Annotated in this window: 14 protein-coding genes; 6 read left to right on the top strand and 8 right to left on the bottom strand. The window is 53.7% G+C overall.

The annotated features are described in order from the left end of the window. Window positions 1-261: 261 nt before the first annotated feature. The 3 genes from FPT15_RS06235 to qatC are packed head-to-tail and all read left to right on the top strand — an operon-like array spanning window position 262 to window position 4263. Window positions 262-2133, top strand: a complete 1872-nt coding sequence (locus FPT15_RS06235; protein WP_145159341.1) for a P-loop NTPase fold protein — start codon at window positions 262-264, stop codon at window positions 2131-2133. After that, entirely contained in the window at window positions 2114-2998 is an 885-nt protein-coding gene (gene qatB, locus FPT15_RS30240) for a Qat anti-phage system associated protein QatB (protein ID WP_145159339.1), read from the top strand. The genes FPT15_RS06235 and qatB overlap by 20 nt, the downstream gene beginning before the upstream one ends. Beyond that, window positions 2995-4263, top strand: coding sequence for a Qat anti-phage system QueC-like protein QatC (gene qatC, locus FPT15_RS06225; RefSeq protein ID WP_145159337.1), 1269 nt, complete (start codon window positions 2995-2997; stop codon window positions 4261-4263). The genes qatB and qatC overlap by 4 nt, the downstream gene beginning before the upstream one ends. Before the next feature lie 54 nt (window positions 4264-4317). Here qatC and FPT15_RS06220 read toward each other — a convergent pair whose 3' ends face one another. After that, window positions 4318-5505: a HEPN-associated N-terminal domain-containing protein gene (locus FPT15_RS06220; RefSeq protein WP_145159335.1), complete on the bottom strand. Its 1188-nt coding sequence runs from the start codon at window positions 5503-5505 to the stop codon at window positions 4318-4320. Window positions 5506-5568: 63 nt separating this feature from the next. Further along, window positions 5569-6045, bottom strand: a complete 477-nt coding sequence (locus tag FPT15_RS06215) for a helix-turn-helix domain-containing protein (RefSeq protein ID WP_145159333.1) — start codon at window positions 6043-6045, stop codon at window positions 5569-5571. Between the two features lie 298 nt (window positions 6046-6343). Between FPT15_RS06215 and FPT15_RS06210 the strand changes: the two genes are divergently transcribed. The 3 genes from FPT15_RS06210 (at window position 6344) to FPT15_RS06195 (ending at window position 8517) form a co-directional block, all read left to right on the top strand. Continuing rightward, window positions 6344-7072: a metallophosphoesterase gene (locus FPT15_RS06210; RefSeq protein ID WP_145159331.1), complete on the top strand. Its 729-nt coding sequence runs from the start codon at window positions 6344-6346 to the stop codon at window positions 7070-7072. Then, window positions 7072-7380 (top strand): hypothetical protein, encoded by a 309-nt coding sequence (locus FPT15_RS06205; RefSeq protein ID WP_230692034.1) that lies wholly within the window; start codon window positions 7072-7074, stop codon window positions 7378-7380. The genes FPT15_RS06210 and FPT15_RS06205 overlap by 1 nt, the downstream gene beginning before the upstream one ends. Before the next feature lie 522 nt (window positions 7381-7902). Beyond that, the gene (locus FPT15_RS06195) at window positions 7903-8517 is read left to right on the top strand and encodes an HAD family hydrolase (RefSeq protein ID WP_256676374.1); all 615 of its coding nucleotides are present in this window, start codon (window positions 7903-7905) and stop codon (window positions 8515-8517) included. A gap of 464 nt (window positions 8518-8981) precedes the next feature. On the opposite strand, the gene FPT15_RS06190 is transcribed toward FPT15_RS06195, so the two are convergent. The 6 genes from FPT15_RS06190 to FPT15_RS06165 form a co-directional block, all read right to left on the bottom strand. After that, entirely contained in the window at window positions 8982-9323 is a 342-nt protein-coding gene (locus FPT15_RS06190; protein ID WP_145159325.1) for a hypothetical protein, read from the bottom strand. Between the two features lie 304 nt (window positions 9324-9627). Next, on the bottom strand, window positions 9628-10041 hold the full coding sequence (locus FPT15_RS06185; RefSeq protein ID WP_145159323.1) for a hypothetical protein: 414 nt from the start codon (window positions 10039-10041) through the stop codon (window positions 9628-9630). Further along, window positions 10042-12174, bottom strand: coding sequence for a hypothetical protein (locus tag FPT15_RS06180; RefSeq protein WP_178119656.1), 2133 nt, complete (start codon window positions 12172-12174; stop codon window positions 10042-10044). Next, window positions 12174-13634 (bottom strand): site-specific integrase, encoded by a 1461-nt coding sequence (locus FPT15_RS06175; protein WP_145159321.1) that lies wholly within the window; start codon window positions 13632-13634, stop codon window positions 12174-12176. The genes FPT15_RS06180 and FPT15_RS06175 overlap by 1 nt, the downstream gene beginning before the upstream one ends. Further along, entirely contained in the window at window positions 13631-14824 is a 1194-nt protein-coding gene (locus FPT15_RS06170) for a site-specific integrase (protein ID WP_256676373.1), read from the bottom strand. The genes FPT15_RS06175 and FPT15_RS06170 overlap by 4 nt, the downstream gene beginning before the upstream one ends. A 191-nt stretch (window positions 14825-15015) precedes the next feature. Beyond that, window positions 15016-17913, bottom strand: coding sequence for a ribonucleoside-diphosphate reductase subunit alpha (locus tag FPT15_RS06165; protein WP_145159319.1), 2898 nt, complete (start codon window positions 17911-17913; stop codon window positions 15016-15018). Window positions 17914-18543 lie beyond the last annotated feature (630 nt).

The following is an 18543-nucleotide window of genomic DNA, read 5'->3' as shown; positions in this document are numbered from 1 at the left end:
ATCGGGGCTTAGATGGAGGGACGTACCGAAGCAAAATGATCTTGGTCTTGTCCGATGACGCAGGATTTGCCCAGAGCTTCTGGGATGCTGAGTAGTGCTGTTGGGTGCTGACCAGGAAGGTTCGCTGACCGACGTTGTATAGCGTCTCTCCTCATTCTGAGATACTGTCGATTTGACACCGTCAACTTTGATCAGTCCTGCTGTGCTTTCTGAGGCAGCATTGAGGTCATTTTGGCACTGTGAGATTCCAAGGAGGGAAATATGTGGGTTGATAATGAAACAGAAACGGATTTTCTAAACTTCTCCGGAGTGGCCGACACCGTCGCCGAAATCATCTATCAGGCGGATGGTCGGCCAATCTCAATCGGTGTCTCAGGGGCTTGGGGCGCCGGTAAGTCCTCGATGATCAAACTGATCCAATCGTCGCTTCGAACCCCGCCTGAGCCGAAAGAGAAACCATCAAAAGATTTCGTATTCGTTGAGTTCAATGCATGGCTCTACCAAGGCTACGATGACGCCAGGGCTGCACTCATGGACGTTATTGCGACCCGCCTTGAGGAGGAAGCGCTAAAGCGTCAAACAGGTTTGGAGAAAGCCGGCGAGCTGATCGCACGAGTCAATTGGCTTCGTGCGGCCAAAATGGTTGGTGGAGCAGCATTCGCGTTGGCCAGCGGCGTACCTCCTCCTGGATTTATGGGTGAAGTTTTCAGTTTGGCAGGCCGAGTCTGGTCAGGTGGGGTCGATCAAGCAGCAGTTTCCGACATTCACGATAAGGCCGAAGAAGCTGCAAAGCTCGCCAAGGATCTTGTCCGGGAAAAGCCACCGCGATCATCGCCGCCACGGGAAATTCAAGCTCTAAGAGACAATTTCGAATCCATTCTCGACGACCTAGGTGTGACGCTGGTCGTGCTGATCGACGATCTGGATCGCTGTCTTCCAGAAACAACGATTTCGACGCTTGAAGCCATTCGACTGTTCCTTTTCCTGCGTAATACCGCATTCGTCATCGCCGCTGATAACGAGATGATCAAGCACGCGGTTCGCCGGCACTTCAGTGGTGTCCCTGACGACGTGTTAGTCACCAGCTATTTTGACAAACTGATCCAGGTTCCCATCCGCGTTCCTCCTCTAGGTACGCAGGAAGTAAGGGCTTACATGATGATGCTGTTCTTGGAGAACAGCACTTTGGATAAGCCAATTGTCGAGCAGATACGCATCAGGGTTCGAGATCAGCTCAGGACGACATGGCAAGGTAACCGTGTAGACAGAGCCTTCATGCAGGGGCTCTACGATTCTTACCCGACTGAGTTGATTGGCAAGTTCGACACCGCCGAACGTTTGGCGGCTGTGATGACCTCGGCCTCTGGAATCCAAGGTAATCCACGGTTGATCAAGCGCTTCCTGAACGCTCTCGCCATCCGTATGACCATCTCGCGAGCTCAAGGTGTTGGAGTCGATGAGGCCGTGCTCGTCAAGTTGATGCTCTTTGAACGTAGTGGTAACCCCAAAGCCTATGAGGAGTTGATGAAAGCGGTCGCTTCCCACAAGCAGGGCAAGCCCGCAATGCTTCAGGAATGGGAGGAAAGCTTGAAGCAGGGCAAAGCGCTTACGCTTCCCCAACCGTGGGAGCACCCTTTCGTTAAGGACTGGTTGGCGTTGCCTCCGGCGTTAGCCGACAAGGATCTGCGAGGCGCCATTTATGTAAGTCGCGAGCACGCGCCGATTATCACTGATGAGGATCGCCTTTCATCAGAGGGTTCCGAATTACTGTCGGCATTACTTGAAATGCCCGATATGGCCTATCAGCTCAGAGAGAGACTCGCGACCCTCGCGCCGCTCGAAATCACAGTGTTGATGGATCGTCTCCTGGATAGGGCTAGCACTGAACAGGAGTGGGGAGTGCCATCCATTCTTGAGGCTCTCCTTGTTGTAGGGAAGCTAGATGGACAACAAGGACTTCGCCTTGCTGCGTTTTTGAAAGAGCGTCCGCCGGCGCAGATTCAAGCTGGCATCGTCCCAAAATTGACTGACGAGTCATGGGCGAAATCTGTCTACGAATACTGGCTGAGCGCCGAAGTCAGCTCCCCTGTGAAGGCAGCAATAAGGAAATGGGATGGGAACGTCACAAAATAGCGATGGGCCAGGCAAAGGGGTGCCTATGGTGCCTCCCTGGACTCCGCCACTGCCGCCACTGCCGCCTGAGCCTCCACTTGAGGAGCCAGGGGGTGAAGACCCTCCGGGCCAAGAGGAAGATGCGCATGGAGATGTTGATGCGGATACTTCCATTCCTGAAACGGTTCCTGCCGCAGCCGTACCCATTGCTCCTCCGGCTCGATTCATTGGTGCGCGTCGAGGGCTCGGAGACTATGCGAGAAACGGCGATCGCGGGAGCTTACGCAGAAGCCTTCGTGAATACGTTCGCCATGGATATGGTGGGGCGAAAACGACCACTGCCCGGTTCGGTGGTACAGCAGCTATCGCCGGAGTCTTCAGCAATACCCTGGAATCCCTCGCTGATCCATCTGCTCCAGCAAGCTCAACCGCACTTGATCCGGTGCTATGGAGTGGTCGATCAGCTTCAGAGGTCATGGACGCTCTGGTCGAGGCTGTGCGCCCGGTCGACGGCACTCAAGACGCGGAAGCGGAGCGTGCGTCCATCCGAGGATCTCTGTCTGACGTATTAGTACGATACCCGGATGCTGATTTGCTCAACCTATCGGCAGACCAACGCGCTTTTGCAATCGAACGCTTTACTGCGATGGATGTATTTCACCGATACGAGCTCGATCTTGGGAAGGCCGTTCAGGAAAAAGCTTCATCAGCGACTGTCGCTGTGAGGCGTCTGAGAGAAATCAAGGACTACATCAAAGAGTGTGTATCCGCATCGTTTCGCAAGATTGCGGCGTCCGGCTCTCGCTTGACGACAGGGCGGATTTCACAAGTGGTCACCCGCGCTTTGCAGGATACCTTTGAGGTGTTTGAGGGGTACGTAGAATGAAATTTGTATGTGGCCCAGCCGGCTTTCGGGTACGAGTTAGTGAGCGGGCGACGCAGGTTGTAATTTACGGGAAGGCTGAGAAAGGCGAGGTCAGTGTAGGTGGCTACGCGCGATACCTGCTTGAGAAGAGGCATTTGGAGATATCGCCTAGGGCGTGGGATTTTCTGAGCATCGCTCTTTCCGTTGTGGCAGCAGACTTCACCGCTATACGCGCCACCAGCGCTGATGGTTGGACGCGAGTCATTGACCTTGAGATTGCGGTGCAGGATCCCGACTTCTGGAACACGCAAAGCGTCGCCTTAGCATCTGCATTGGCCTTCCTCACTACTGATCGGTGGACACTGTCATTTCATCCTGATGGCTTTGCTCCGCCACCCCAAATGCAAGCCCTACACCCAAAGGAAGACTCTGTTGTTTTGCTCTCTGGTGGCCTGGACAGCTTGATCGGCGCGATCGATCTGGTTAACGAAGGGTTAAGGCCTTATGCAGTCAGCCAGATAGTGCGCGGAGATGGTGCAAAGCAAGCTCAGTTTGCAGATGGCCTTGGTCTTACCAGAATCGGGCTGAATCATGTTGCAAAATCTCCAAGTAGCCAGGAACCCTCACAACGCGCTCGCTCAATCATCTTCCTAGCCTTCGGGATGGCCGTAGCAACATCCCTTGACCGGTACCAGCGTGGCAATATTGTTCCGCTTTATATTTGTGAGAACGGCTTCATCGCGATCAATCCTCCGCTCACAGTCACCCGGTTTGGAAGCTTGAGTACGCGAACGGCGCACCCTGAATATCTAGGACGCTTACAGAAAATCTTCGATTCCGCGCAGATCAATGTCCAGATCAAGAATCCATATTCGCTCAAGACTAAGGGAGAAATGCTCGCTGAGTGCACCAATCAGGGCCTTCTCACCCAATATGCGGTCGCATCTACGAGCTGCGGAAGATTTCAGCGCTTTGGTTACAGACACTGTGGCCGCTGCGTTCCTTGTCAGGTCAGACGCGGTTCATTCCAGAGGTGGGGGAAGTTGGTCGACACCACAGATTATGTTTATGACGACCTCGGCATTCAGGATCCACAGCATGGCCGATTTGAAGATGTGAGGTCGGTCGGGATGGCATTAGCTAACGTCGCCCAAGTCGGGTTCGACGAGTGGTTGGGTCACAGCCTTTTTTCCCCATTCATCAAGGATCGGGCTGGCTATAGTCAGATGCTTCAGAGAGGTCTCAATGAGTTGAGCGCCTTGCATGCGACCTACCGGTTGAGCTGATCGTCATCAACATTGAAGTAGCCCGTTCCGCCGCACTGATGACGGGACTACAGGCTATGTAGCCTGTGCGCTTGAGCACGCACCCGCGACGGAAGATACCGTCTTCGCGCGAAGAAACTTCAGCGGCGCGACTCTAGCGCGGCCAAGAAAATCACTCGGCGCTTCAAGAGTATCAACGAACAGAACCAAGTTGTGTTTTCCGGGGGCCGCAACGCTACCGTACAAGATCCCGTCCAGGGATCCTGATCCAAATTCATGCTCACGCAAAAACTCTGTGACGACTTGAGATGGCACGTAATCCATATGGATACGATCATCCCTGGCCACTGGCTGCATGATGTCGTGGATGAAGTAATGGATGAATCGTAAGTGAAGCCGCCGGCTTCGGCTCGCGTCCGAGAAAATACCAGGGACAGGTGGCACCCTTGTCAAATCAAGCACTATGAGAGGCGTCTCTGTGATGAAATACCCGACCCGGGACTTCGTCTCACGTACCTCCTTTACCGCCGTGCGAGGATCAAGCGCGCCATAAAACATCGGTACACCGGCAGGATTCATCCGGTTGCTTTGGCAGACATGACGAGGGGGAGGCCCAAAGTCACCTGCTGTGGGCGACCGCTTTGTGAAATTTGGCCTGGCCCGGTAAAGGCGAAGCCCCGGAGCCTGGACGCGGATTAGACCGGAAGTTTCAACCAGATGGGCGATGGCCCCTAAGATATCTAACGATGAAAATGAGTCAGGATCTTCGTGGTCGCCACCCATGTGGTGGAAAAAGAACCTGCGCTTATGCTTCACCGTGCTGCAGAAACCATCCCAGGCCTGCTGCATGGCTTTATCTTCATCAAGGCGCATCCAGTCATAGTCGCACCAGATCTCATCTGAGAGTCCCCAAGTTATGGCTTGCTGGAGTCTGCCATCGTAGTCCAATGGAAGATTCAACCCCACAAGATCAAACAGGACTTCCTCAGTAGACCACGTTCTGCCTTGATAGCCGCCCTCACGACCATTCCAGGGCAACTGATCCACGGCTGCACCATAGTATCGGCCCAGGCAGCTTTCTAGATAATCGCAAAGCTCGTCGAGCGGTACGGTGGGTGAGGTGTAGCCTCCGCAATAATCGCAGCCGCGACCACCGCTTGCGTTTGCGATCCACTGCTTGAGATCTGCGTCGCCAATGCATCTTGCGCAGACTCTATCCATAAAAGGGATTTCCTTATCGAAAGCGAACACACTGGATGACATTGCGTGTACGTGAACCGGACACCTCGTGATGCACCTAGCAAGCGATGAGAGCTGTAAGACTTCTCACTCAACGTCACGTCGCCAAAGGTCGTGTACGGTCTGCTTGGGTATCCCAAGCATCTCGGACGCCATCTTCTGGCTCATACCTTCGGCTTTGCACTGGAGGACTTTCTTGAGTTTTTCAGGATCGACCGGTTTCCCAGGCCGGCGCTCAACCACCGCTCCTGCCGCGACCTCCGCTTTCAATACTTCGCCGCCACCGGAATGCTCAAATTCATCCAATTCTGCCTGGACTTTCTGTAGAAGCATTTGAGTGGAATCACCACTTTTCGCCGACAAAGTGAGGGCCAAGAATGTAAGCGGACTGATTTCTAGCCCTGCGCAGATTGATTCGAGCTTGTCCAACGTGACCGTTGATGCTCCCTTTTCCAAGCGGAACATGTAGGTACGGCTGCTTCCGTAATTGAGGCTCTCTTGGCTATGGCGGCCTCGGCGACGCAGGGTACGAAGCACGGCGGCCAAGGCAAGCTTAAGCGACATGAAAAATCCCCAAAGATGAGGATAAAGCCACGTTGCTCAGTCCGGTTCTACTGTATATAGTGAACATGTCCGGACTGGCGTAGGTGCCTGCTTTCATGAGGAGGCTTTGGGGATGCGCTGGGGACTGGCACTCAGCAGGCGAGTCGGTGGGATCAATGCGGAAGTCTGTGAGGTTTTCGGTCGGCCTTCAATATACCGGTAAAGCGTCTTGCAGCTCATGTCTGATGAGGTTGAGGCTAAGGCTAAAATCGAATCGGCATCACCGGTTCACTGAGATATCAGAATCGTAACGGGCCTTATGAAAATCCTGATTTATTCTGACTTACACAATGAGTTCGATCGCTTTCAGCCGCCCCAGGTAGAGGTAGATCTGGTGGTGCTCGCCGGCGATATTGATCTGTTAACACGGGGCGTCCTGTGGGCCAATGACACCTTTGACTGCCCTGTAATCTACTGCTGCGGCAACCACGAGCTGTACAAAGGACATATCGATCGCACGTTGGTGAAAATGAAGGCCGCTGCTGATAGTCACGTCAATGTCATGGAGAACGAAACCTTAGTACAGGGTGATGTGCGTTTTCTTGTTGGGACTGCGTGGACTGATTTCACCGGTACCGGCGATGTGGTGGCAGCTTCCTCAGTCTGCGCCAGAGAGATGACTGACTTCCGCATAATCAGGGCAGGGGAGAACTACAGGCGGCTGCGCCCTGCCGATGTGATCGAGAAAAACCGAGTGACTCGTGGCTTTCTCACACGCGAACTGGCGACGCCTTTTGCTGGCAAAACCGTAGTCGTGAATCACCACTGTCCGATACCGGAGGCTGCCGGAAATGACCAAGAAGGGCATGTCAGTGCTGCATATTTCAATCGGTGGCACGACTTGCTTGCTCAAGCTGACGGATGGATTTTTGGCCACACCCACTGCGCCGTTGATGCCCATTTCGGCAAATGTCGAGTGCTTTCTAATCCGCGGGGCTATCCCTCGGAAATTACCGGGTTCGACCCGTACAAAATTGTGGAATTCTGATGCACCTCACCATGAAGCAAGCTACAGCTGAAGATCTCTCACACACGGTGCCGGACAAAGTGCTGAAAGCGGGTGCGATCGATTGGGAGGTGGTGGTTGATGCATATCTAGTGAGCGCAGCGTATGTAGGGGGCCGCTTTGCCGCCCGTGCGTTCCTAGATCGCTCTGGAGCAATTAACGACGGCATGACGGTGGTGACGCCCATGGTGAAAGCGATGGTCGAGAAGGACGGGTTTTTACTGGTACAAAGTCTGAGTGGCCAGGATCACTACGTTATCGTCAGCCGGCATGAGCAAGTCGGGGAGTAAGAGTCCGGTGGAAGCGGAAATTCCCAATGATGTGGTTAATGCTGCCCGCCTAAATTTTGGCATAGGCATCACTGCCTATTTGCACCACCCTGAGGTCTGCGGATTTTCGCTGACAGGGCGAGTCTATTTTGATCGCAAGGACAGGTTCCGAAATGGCCGCTTGATCCGGACGTCCGATGTCTTGGAGTTTGTCGAAATTGCTGACCATTTCGTGGCGGTTACGCTCACTGGCAGTACGTACGTATTAATAGCGCCAAGCTGCGAAATGCTTACCCCGCCTGGATCATGACGATGGGATGGTTATTGATCTTCGAAATGATCTTTCTAGAAGGCCGGTCTTTAGCAAGAACGTCTTCCTGCGCGCATACCTATGGACGGTGCTCTAGGAAGCAGGCGGACGCCAGTACATTGAGGGCTGCACAGTTGCGCCCGCGCGGTAGAAGCACAGGTCGTGATTTCTGGTTATAGATTTTGGCTAGATAACCCTACGAAACCAGGTGACGGATGATGAGATATCGGGCCGTGCTTCTAGATGCCTTCGGCACGATTTTGCAAATCAAGGCTGGCAAGCATCCGTATAGACAGCTTTTGAAGGAGGGGCTTCGTCACGGACGCCGTCCGAGCCCTGATGATGCAAAAAAACTGGTGACTTTTAACGGAGGGTTGGCCCAAGCCGCAGAGCACTTGGGTATAAGCGTTCATCCTCTTCGGTTGGCTGAAATCGAAGAAATGCTTGAGCAAGAGTTAAGCTCCATCGTGGCATTTCCGGATGCCCTGGAAGCAGTCGCCTTGCTGCAAGAGCGTAAGGTTTTGCTGGCGGTCTGCAGCAATCTGGCGTATCCATACGGTCGTGCGGTCAAAAGGTTGTTTCCGACCATGGATGCATTCGGGTTTAGCTACGAAACTGGCTTGGCTAAACCAAATCCAGGGATGTACCGGGCGACCTGCGAAATGATAGACGTTGAGCTCGACAACGTATTTGGCGAACACAGGGTAATCATGGTGGGAGATTCTTTACGCTGCGATTGTCACGGCCCGCGCGAAGTGGGGATTACCGGCATACATTTAGATAGATCAGAGGGTAGTCGTATCAATGACTTGATGGTGTTTGCCCACCATGTGCTTCGCGAGTCTTAGCCTTGTTGAAGCTATGTCGCCGAAGCGTATCTGCGGCATTTATCCATCCAATGCCAATTAGGAGTAGCAGAGTGTAAACCTCTTTCTTAACCTGTAAACCTACGAGGTTTACAGGCTGATTTTCTGGTTTACAGCTGTCTACTTGGTAACTTCCCGGTAAACTTATCTATTAGTTATCAGGCGATAATTGGGATTGAGGTGAATATTCACGCCATCAGCTAGCTGCACTGTCCTGCTCATCAACTAAAGGCTGACCGGTTTGAGATTCTTGGGGTTAGACTAGATGTCTCGCTCTACATATGCAAGATCTGCTCGATATTTGAATCCTCGGCCCGTAAGCGATCGGCGGGCTCATCAACCTGATCCCAGCCATAGCACCTGCGGTCACCGAGGAAAAACTTAAGGCAGGGCCCGGGATCAGTTGACCACTACAGATACCGAACTGACAGTGGTGGGATGTTAGCTTACATTCGCCACTCAATAACTTCACCGAGGCGATCCACCATCAGTGCCAGGTCTACCACCACGGCATCACCCGCCTCAAGCTCTGCCATAAGCCGGCTGAACTCTGCAGATACCTGAGCCATGGCTTCGTCGCGCTTGTCGGCTTTAGTCTTGCTTGTCAACTTCAAGATGCCTTTGAAGTAGCCAGGTGCGTACTGTTCGTTTTTCCAGGTAGGCATGGGCGGCTGCTTCAGCCTTTCTTGAAGCTGCTCAGCCTTGGGACAACCGTCATTGGCAATGAAGCTCGTTGAGATCTGGAAGGATAGTAAGAAGTGATATTCCGATGCTTGAAGTTTTGCCATCTTTCGGGCCTCCGTGAGGGCAGAGTTAGGTAAAAGTGTCGCTGTTGCATGGCGCTCCGCTGCGTGGGCTATAAACGGTGTCCACCATCGCCCTGAGCGTCGGGGTCAGCAAGGTGTATTGGCCCGACGCTTACCATCATCAGACTGCAAAGGGTATGACCATCTCCAGTGATTATGAGAGTTTGGGATTGCGGCAACCACACAGGTGGCTCATTTTGAGCGTTGCCAACCTTGCACATCAACTACGCATCGTCTGTTGGTCGAAGGATCATGCGGGCGGAGCTACGACGCTGCATGCTAACCCCTATCGAATCTCCTTCGGCTTTGCATATGGCAGCGGCGCCTCAAGCTCCTCCAGCGTCACACCTTTGCGCAGAGCGTTATGGCTCCATCGAACAAACTGCTCCAACAAGACCTGATTTTCACGATTTAAGCGCTCGACTCTTCCCTCAAGAAGCCTGACACGCTCCAAAGCTTTCTCCGTCTCTACGGCGTTCCGGGAACCGGGTGCGCCGCCGCCATCGCTGGCCAGGCCCTTAGCGTGATCCCAAGCCGATTTAATGCGCGGATGCCTCAGCATTGCAGCCTTTGTGTACTTGTGACCGACCTCTACCTCAAGTACGGCCAGATATCTATCCCAGGTGAGTTTCCCTGTCCAACCGTCCAACAGACGTACGGCCTTGTCGATCCCCGTGTCGTGTAGCTTTGGCGCACCCATTCAGAAAAACCCCATCTCAAGCAACAGCTTTTCGTCCGTATCAGTCTCGGTCTCAGCCCCGGCAATGTTGGTGCCTGGGCCGGCTTGGTTGATAATCCTTACAGCTTCAGCCAACCCGGCTTTTGACTGAGGTTGATCAGGGGGGGGAAGGGTGAGCAATGTGCCGTCTGAAATACTTGGATCGTTCAGCATCTCCAGAACAAGCTTCCATCGACTAAGTTTTGGCTGATGCAACCTGAGCCAGCGCGCTGCGCCTGGTTCACCCTCGTCCACAGCCTTCTGAGCATCCGCCACAGCCTTCTCATGCATTTCGAATTGAAACTCAGCCTCATCACGATGGCGCTGGTCGCCTTTCACAAAAGTATGTTCGCTACAGTTGGCGCAATCTTTGTCTTTGGGGCAAGGAGTAAGAGCATGGTCGTGGCGGCAGATACCATAGCGGGTGCGGTGTGTTGCCCCAAGCTCAAGCTTGAGTGCCTGTTCTCTAGTGAGCCCATGGGTAACTTCAATAGAGCGCAATTTCAGATCGAGATGACCCCCTACCTGTAGGGGTTTGTCTGCTCCTCCAAGCTTCAAATAGGCCTCAATGAAGGCCTCCTGGGGCAGATGGTCGTACCATTCGTTATGCTTGACGCTCTTGCGGCCTGACCAAAACGCGATTAGAGCCTCGCTCAGGTGCTTGCTCTGAGCCAAGGTGTTCAGCAGGTGCCGGAACGCATGCGTAGAGATGCCCATAGGGCTACCATCCGGATTAGCTTTGCCGTTCCGGGAAAACACCGTGATGCCATTGGGATTTGTACCCAGTTGATGATTAATCTGATTCGTAGAAATGGGTGATGGGACGTATAGGAGAGTTTCGCCATCAGGTCGCAAAACGTTGGTTGGGAGCACGAACAGCGCCTCGTGCCATTTTATCTTCGTATGCCCATCCAAGATCGGAAATATAGCCGGAAGCTTTCCTAGTACATATTTCTCTAGAGAGTCGAATGTATACAGCGGAGCGATACCGGTTTTTCGAGAGTCCGGCATTCTACTTCTGTCTCGCGTTACCTCTCCGGTAGCGGCAAGTCCATAACCTCTTTTGGCATGCGATGTTTGGATCGCCGTTTCCTTTCCAAGAATCTGTGACACTTCCTGCAGAGTAATCGGCATACCCCGTAGATGTTCGGTGCCAGGCGGGAGGTAAAGGTCGCTAGGATTATTGGCATACCATTGTGCGGCCTTGCGGGCGGGAGCACCCAAGTCCGTAAGATAGCTAATTGTAGACTCAATAACTGCTTCAAACTCGTCGCTTGCAGCGAATTTTGTCATTGGCATAGCCCCCTTTGCAGGAGCCCATGCAATGCCTAATATTGGGCCATCTTTAGTGTCAGCATGACGTATGCAGTTGACGGGCAAGCTCAGAATTTCGCTTGATCTGCTAGGAGCATACATGGCTAAGCTGACGAAAGCAGTAGCAACCTTATCGGGCATACTCTTGCTGTTGTGATGAATACTAGCCAAGGCGAGAATAGACTCCAGAGAGGGGAGCCTAGATGTTGATTTATCACAGTCTGTAGTGGAGATCCTGTCGTTTCGCACAGGCGCCTGGTACTGAACTGGACTTCGCCATTCCAGAAGAACGGGTGTCAATCGAGCAGGATTAATTATCTCAGTTACGATTCTTTCCAGAACGCGGCCCATTGCCCATGGATCCGGATATTTCTCCCGAATAAGCTGGGCGGCACTGTCTAACACAAGTGGGGTGAGCTTGGTAATGCATGGTTCAAGCTTTGCATTTATCAAAGCTTGCTCAATAATCCGTAGCGCCGATAAGTGTCGATTATATTCGACTAAGCGTAAGCGCCGCATTACTTCGCTAAACGCTGATTTGGCAAAATCCATGAAGTTGGAATCAAGCGGTACTTGTATGATTTTTTTATTGTCAGACATGTCCCGCAAGGACTTAAAGTAAGCTAGCTTCCTTGTTCTACCTTGCGCCCGACCGATAACGTAGGTGGTGATATCCCAAACATTATCCTCCCAGTCGACATCGATGAACGGGAAGTTTGTGCGTGCGTGTTCCACATAACGCTTAAGATTTTCCTGGGCGCTCGAATCATCTCTGCCTACAAAGTGAACAATGGTGCGCATTATTCAGCACCTTCCAAATTGTCCCGGAGAGCAATGATTTGATGGATCGCAGACATAGCGCTGTGATTGATCTGTTGGATTTTTGGTTCGGTTTCCATTTCTTGGTCAGCTACCAATGACGCCATCAATGTCTCCCACGGTGCGCTTAGCAAAGGCTCGAAATGCGAACAGCCGGCCAAGCATGCGACCGGGGCATTTTGGTGGCATTCGGCTCTTGTTCCGCAGGCACCCACAGGTTTGCCCATGAGCCTAAGGAAGTCTGAAATAACAGCATCCGGATCACCGGCTCTAGTGGCTTCGTGCAGCCCTGAGATAGCCTTTCCTTGAAACGCTCTTGCAAAGTAGCCCATTTCCTTGCCTAGCGCGTCGCGCACAGGTTTCTGGAGTTCTGGCATGGAGGCGCGGTAGTAGTGAATACAGGAGGTGCTACGGTGTGTGAGAAGTCGTGCCACTTCATAGTCTGATGCCCCCTGCGCCAGAGCTCGGGTCGCCAGTGTGTATCTGAAGCGGTATGGGGTTATCGGGATTCTTGTTCCAAGCCGGTCAGAGTAGGTATCTAGCCGTCGCATAATCGAAGTCAATTTGCCTCCGAGGTGACCTGCAGAGAACTCCCCAAAAAGAGCGTTTCTGGCTTGGTCTAGCTTTGCAGTGGGGTATGTATCGAGGTAGCTAATCAAGCACTCTGCAAGGACAGTTGGGGCCCGCCTGTTCCACATTTCTTGAGATGCACTCATTTCCCCCTTCGCCAATGGCACTCTAAGGGTTACCTCAAGCCCTTCACGGCTGTGAATGATTACGTCTTCCTTGTTCATTCTTACGGCCTGAACAGGCCTGACGCCCGTTCCAATGAAAAACCAGCAAAGTGTATACTCAGCTTGAGTAACTATGTTTTCGGAATACGCTTTGTTAAGCTGCTGGTTGATATTGTGGATTTCCTGTTCCGTCAGAGCACCTCTTTCCGGGTCGTTTGTTATCAGCCCAAAATAAGCCCCAGTGCCCTGTTCCTCCCACTTAAACGGGTGTTCAAGAAAATCTCGCACTTGCGCTGATAGTCCGGGCATGTCCAAAGATGAAATCCGGCGCAGCAATGGTATTGCAAAAGCTCTGTAGCTCTGGGGTATCTGGTGTAGCAGGTTTAATTCTGCGATATCAGCTTGATCCTTGTGGCTCATGCCCGGAGTTTCAAGCCAGTGGTTGATCGCATAAGATACTGTGCTGTTATACGAAACGCTGTGAGTCGAAAGAGTCTTCTTGAGTGCAGAATAAATGCTTTCATGCAAAGCATTGCCAATTGCCAAGTTATCAAATCGCATGAGCACGGTTTTTCCGTCGCGATCAGTTATCCCTAGCGCTTCGCCCATTTTTGTTTCAATGATTCTGCCATCAAGTAAAATGACGTTGTCAGTCCTTGAGACTGCGGGTACTTCAATCTGCTGCAAGATGAAAGGTTCTTGGATCATCTGGGTTTTTCTTCTTTGGGAGTCAGGTCGTTGGCTAGGCTTTCAGCAATCTCATCTGCTTTCTTGCGAATGTGTCTGCGAGAATAACGCTCTTCCATTTTGGATTTCTTCGACCAACCATTCAGGCGGCTCCTCAACTGCTTTTCTTCCTCGGGCCTCATTCGCTTTTCGGGGGGGAGACTGTCGATCTTCCTGCTCAGTCGATCATTCCATGTCCTGCGAAGTGCATGGGGAGCAATGCTTTCTGACAGCTTGTTTTTGCGACGTAGCTCCCTAAATGAGAGGTTTATCGCTCCCAAGGAGAGGTGTTCGCCACTAGACGTTGTAAAGAGGTAACCGTGCTTCCTTGCTTTCACGGGGATCTTAGCCCAGTGCTGCATCACGAACTCGTGGAAGTCATCTGCAGTTTGTTCGGATATGGCGAGGGTTCGGGCAATGGTTTTCGAAACTCGCACTTTCACTCGCCGAGTCGCGTGATTAATGTCCTCCACCTTGATGTAGCGCAACTCGCTCCGTCTGATAGCCGTTTCAGTGAAGATTCGGTACATCAGATGATTGCGGTATTGATGAAAGTCATCCTGGAATGGATTGGTCTCTGAGCCAGGCTCGAATGCAGCTTCGATAGCCGTCATCAGCTCCTCGGAAAGCCCTTCTGGTGCGTCTCCTTCATCTGACGGCGCCGCTCTAGGCTCTTGAGCTCTCAGAGCCGCGATTGCGTTTTCCCGAGCCTTGGTGAGGTCTTTTCGTGGCCTCTGGGATGCTTTTGAGGCAATGCGCTCGTGATTGAACTGAAGAAAGTTCGCCACGGTTCGAATTCTGTAACCACCTTCCACTGCGGAAAGAAGTGTGCTCTCAGGGAGATGGGCACCTCGACTGCGCACCTGTTCAAGCCGTACTACCTTACTCTCTTTCGCTTCAAGGGAAGCCTTAACAAGTCGATCCTGCGCACCCCGGTCTAGGCGAAGGAAGAAGGCCAGATCCTCACACTGTTCAATCGAGAGGAACGACTCTGAACACAGCACGACGTCTAGATTAATCTCTCTGGACGCCGCCCAGAGGTATGCCATACCGACTGCCCTCAGCACCTTCTCGATAGTGGTCAAGGCGAAGCCGACGTCCCGGTATCGAAGGGTCGCATAAGCATTCGGAAGGAAGGGAGGACGTCCTTCCTGATCGACCAGTACGGCCATCGGGAGGTCGTCTGATGCAATGAAGGATCTGAGAGAGAAGCTGTGCAATGTATACGATTCCGACCTATGAGCTAGATAGGGCGGCGAGTATAGGGAGGAGTATACGACAAGTAAACCCCCTAACCCCTTGGATTTATTAGGGTTAGAGGGCTATAAGGTTCAGAATGTATACGTTCTAAATCTTATGATTGCTATTGGCAAGCTTCGCAATCCGGCTCATCAATCGCGCAGGCCTTTGGCACTGGCGCTGGACCGGCTGGTGCTGCGAGAACCGAATCATCACCGTGGTTGCCGCCGCTGGAAACAGCGTTCAGCTTGCCGGTGTTGATGGTCGACTTCTCGGTGCTGGTCGCGGCCAGGGCACGGAGGTAGTAAGTGGTTTTCAGGCCACGGTACCAGGCCATGCGGTAGGTCACGTCCAGCTTCTTGCCCGATGCGCCAGCGATGTACAGGTTCAGCGATTGGGCCTGGTCGATCCACTTCTGACGGCGGCTGGCGGCGTCAACGATCCACTTGGTGTCCACTTCGAACGCAGTCGCGTAGAGCTCTTTGAGTTCTTGCGGGATGCGCTCGATCTGCTGCACCGAACCGTCGTAGTACTTCAGGTCGTTGATCATGACCGAGTCCCACAGGCCACGAGCTTTCAGGTCGCGAACCAGGTACGGGTTGATCACGGTGAATTCGCCCGACAGGTTCGATTTCACATACAGGTTCTGGTAGGTCGGTTCGATCGACTGCGATACGCCAGTGATGTTGGCGATGGTGGCGGTCGGTGCGATGGCCATGATGTTGGAGTTACGAATGCCTTTCTGCACACGGGCACGTACCGGAGCCCAGTCCAGGGACTCTTCCAGGTCAACGTCGATGTACTTCTGGCCACGTTGCTCGATCAGGATCTGTTGCGAATCCAGCGGCAGGATGCCTTTGGACCACAGCGAACCCTGGAACGTCTCGTAGGCACCGCGCTCGTCGGCCAGGTCGCAGGAAGCCTGGATGGCGTAGTAGCTGACCGCTTCCATCGACTTGTCGGCGAACTCGACCGCAGCGTCCGAACCGTAAGGAATGTGCTGCAGGTACAGCGCGTCCTGGAAGCCCATGATGCCCAGGCCGACCGGACGGTGCTTGAAGTTGGAGTTCTGCGCCTGTGGTACCGAGTAGTAGTTGATGTCGATAACGTTATCGAGCATACGAACGGCGGTGTTCACGGTGCGTTCCAGCTTGGCGGTGTCCAGCTTGCCGTTGACGATGTGGTTCGGCAGGTTGATCGAGCCCAGGTTGCAAACGGCGATCTCGTCCTTGTTGGTGTTCAAGGTGATCTCGGTGCACAGGTTCGAGCTGTGGACCACGCCCACGTGCTGCTGCGGGCTGCGCAGGTTGCACGGGTCTTTGAAGGTCAGCCATGGGTGGCCGGTTTCAAACAGCATGGACAGCATTTTGCGCCACAGGTCTTTGGCCTGGATGGTCTTGAACAGCTTGATCTTGCCTGGGTACTGGGACAGGGCTTCGTAGTACTCGTAACGCTCCTCGAAGGCCTTGCCGGTCAGGTCGTGCAGGTCTGGTACTTCGGATGGCGAGAACAGGGTCCACGGGCCGTCATCGAAGACACGCTTCATGAACAGGTCAGGGATCCAGTTGGCGGTGTTCATGTCGTGGGTACGACGACGGTCATCACCGGTGTTCTTGCGCAGCTCGATGAACTCTTCAATGTCCATGTGCCAGGTTTCCAGGTAGGCACACACAGCGCCTTTGCGCTTGCCACCCTGGTTCACGGCTACAGCGGTGTCGTTCACTACTTTGAGGAACGGTACAACGCCCTGGGACTTGCCGTTGGTGCCCTTGATGTACGAACCCAGTGCACGCACAGGGGTCCAGTCGTTGCCCAGGCCGCCGGCGAATTTGGACAACATGGCGTTGTCGTGGATCGCGTGGTAGATGCCCGACAGGTCATCCGGCACGGTGGTCAGGTAGCAGCTCGACAGCTGTGGACGCAGGGTACCGGCGTTGAACAGGGTCGGGGTCGACGACATGTAGTCGAAGGACGACAACAGGTTGTAGAACTCGATGGCGCGGTCTTCTTTGTGCTTCTCTTCGATCGCCAGGCCCATGGCCACGCGCATGAAGAACACTTGCGGCAGTTCGAAACGGATACCGTCCTTGTGGATGAAGTAACGGTCGTACAGGGTCTGCAGGCCCAGGTAGGTGAACTGCTGATCGCGCTCGTGGTTGATCGCCTTGCCGAGTTTTTCCAGGTCGAAGGTGGCCAGGATCGGGTTGAGCAATTCGAACTCGATACCCTTGGCGATGTAGGCAGGCAGGGCCTTGGCGTACAGGTCAGCCATCTCGTGGTGGGTGGCGCTGTCGGCGACTTTCAGGAAGCCCAGGCCTTCGGCACGCAGGGTGTCCATCAGCAGGCGCGCGGTCACGAACGAGTAGTTCGGCTCACGTTCAACCAGGGTACGGGCGGTCATCACCAGGGCGGTGTTGACGTCGGTCAGGGCCACGCCGTCGTACAGGTTCTTCAGGGTTTCGCGCTGGATCAGGTCACCGTCGACTTCTTCCAGGCCTTCGCAGGCCTCGGTGATGATGGTGTTCAGGCGGCCCAGGTCCAGCGGTGCAAAGGTGCCGTCAGCCAGGGTGATGCGGATCGACGGGTGAGCTTGCACGGCAGCTTCTTCAGCCGGGGTGCGTACAGCGCGCTCTTTGGCGCGGGAGTCACGGTAGATCACGTAGTCGCGGGCAACTTTCTGCTCGCCGGCACGCATCAGGGCCAGTTCGACCTGGTCCTGGATTTCTTCGATGTGGATGGTGCCGCCCGAGGGCATGCGACGCTTGAAGGTCGCAGTGACTTGTTCGGTCAGGCGGGCAACGGTGTCATGGATGCGCGACGAGGCAGCAGCGGTGCCGCCTTCAACTGCAAGAAACGCTTTGGTGATGGCGACGGTGATTTTGTCATCGGTGTAAGGAACGACAGTGCCGTTACGCTTGATCACTCGCAGTTGGCCAGGTGCAGTGGCGGACAGATCCAGGTTCGAATCAGCGGCCTGCGGCACGGAGCCCTGCGGGTTCTCGCGAGTTGTGTCGGTTTGCATGGGGGGTTGTCTCCACATTCTATATTTATTTGGGCACCATCACGGTGCCCACCGTTCCGTCCTGAAGCACTTACAGCAGGCCTGGGCCTGGCATAACAACTTCGGGACAGGAGGAAGGGAGCTCATCGCGCCGCTTCCATGCCGAAGTCTTCGGTTCGGGCCATGAGGCGCCCTTCGCCGTATTCCTGGTGGGTGACAGTTGCTCGCTTCAAGCACTGCAACACCCGTACCGCTTTCTGCCCTGGAGGCTGGAAAACGGCTGCCATCCGCGTGCGCGGTTTGGGCTTTTAAAAAATGCGTTGGTTCCAACCAAACGGGAGCAAGAAAGCGCTTGAGTTTCTTGTCTGATCTGTGTTTGGTTTTTCGCTTAAAACCCTACATGTAGGGTTTTTTTAGCGCCGAGGTACAAGATAATGCGTTTTGGGGGGCTTAGCAACGCACTACCTGTGGATAACGCTGTGGGTAAAATGTGTATGAATCGTAGAACGCCCGTGTAGGCCGCAGTACTACTGGATCGCGCCGTTTGTCACCGAATATTCCAAGGTAAAAACAGCCGATTGGAATTTTGAGGGCGCGAACCCTACCACAAAAAAATGCGATCACCGAATGGATTTCCCGGCTTGTGCCAGA

Origin of the sequence: Pseudomonas sp. RGB, assembly GCF_007713445.1 — a bacterium.
In the GTDB taxonomy this organism is placed as follows: domain Bacteria; phylum Pseudomonadota; class Gammaproteobacteria; order Pseudomonadales; family Pseudomonadaceae; genus Aquipseudomonas.
This window is presented reverse-complemented; position numbering and strand designations above follow the sequence as displayed.

What these genes read in the sequence shown, in the direction of transcription:
- FPT15_RS06235 (WP_145159341.1), top strand. Translation starts at nt 262, where the DNA reads ATGTGGGTTGATAATGAAACAGAAACGGATTTTCTAAACTTCTCCGGA.
- qatB (WP_145159339.1), top strand. Translation starts at nt 2,114, where the DNA reads ATGGGAACGTCACAAAATAGCGATGGGCCAGGCAAAGGGGTGCCTATG.
- qatC (WP_145159337.1), top strand. Translation starts at nt 2,995, where the DNA reads ATGAAATTTGTATGTGGCCCAGCCGGCTTTCGGGTACGAGTTAGTGAG.
- FPT15_RS06220 (WP_145159335.1), bottom strand. Translation starts at nt 5,505, where the DNA reads ATGTCATCCAGTGTGTTCGCTTTCGATAAGGAAATCCCTTTTATGGAT.
- FPT15_RS06215 (WP_145159333.1), bottom strand. Translation starts at nt 6,045, where the DNA reads ATGTCGCTTAAGCTTGCCTTGGCCGCCGTGCTTCGTACCCTGCGTCGC.
- FPT15_RS06210 (WP_145159331.1), top strand. Translation starts at nt 6,344, where the DNA reads ATGAAAATCCTGATTTATTCTGACTTACACAATGAGTTCGATCGCTTT.
- FPT15_RS06205 (WP_230692034.1), top strand. Translation starts at nt 7,072, where the DNA reads ATGCACCTCACCATGAAGCAAGCTACAGCTGAAGATCTCTCACACACG.
- FPT15_RS06190 (WP_145159325.1), bottom strand. Translation starts at nt 9,323, where the DNA reads ATGGCAAAACTTCAAGCATCGGAATATCACTTCTTACTATCCTTCCAG.
- FPT15_RS06185 (WP_145159323.1), bottom strand. Translation starts at nt 10,041, where the DNA reads ATGGGTGCGCCAAAGCTACACGACACGGGGATCGACAAGGCCGTACGT.
- FPT15_RS06180 (WP_178119656.1), bottom strand. Translation starts at nt 12,174, where the DNA reads ATGCGCACCATTGTTCACTTTGTAGGCAGAGATGATTCGAGCGCCCAG.
- FPT15_RS06175 (WP_145159321.1), bottom strand. Translation starts at nt 13,634, where the DNA reads ATGATCCAAGAACCTTTCATCTTGCAGCAGATTGAAGTACCCGCAGTC.
- FPT15_RS06170 (WP_256676373.1), bottom strand. Translation starts at nt 14,824, where the DNA reads ATGGCCGTACTGGTCGATCAGGAAGGACGTCCTCCCTTCCTTCCGAAT.
- FPT15_RS06165 (WP_145159319.1), bottom strand. Translation starts at nt 17,913, where the DNA reads ATGCAAACCGACACAACTCGCGAGAACCCGCAGGGCTCCGTGCCGCAG.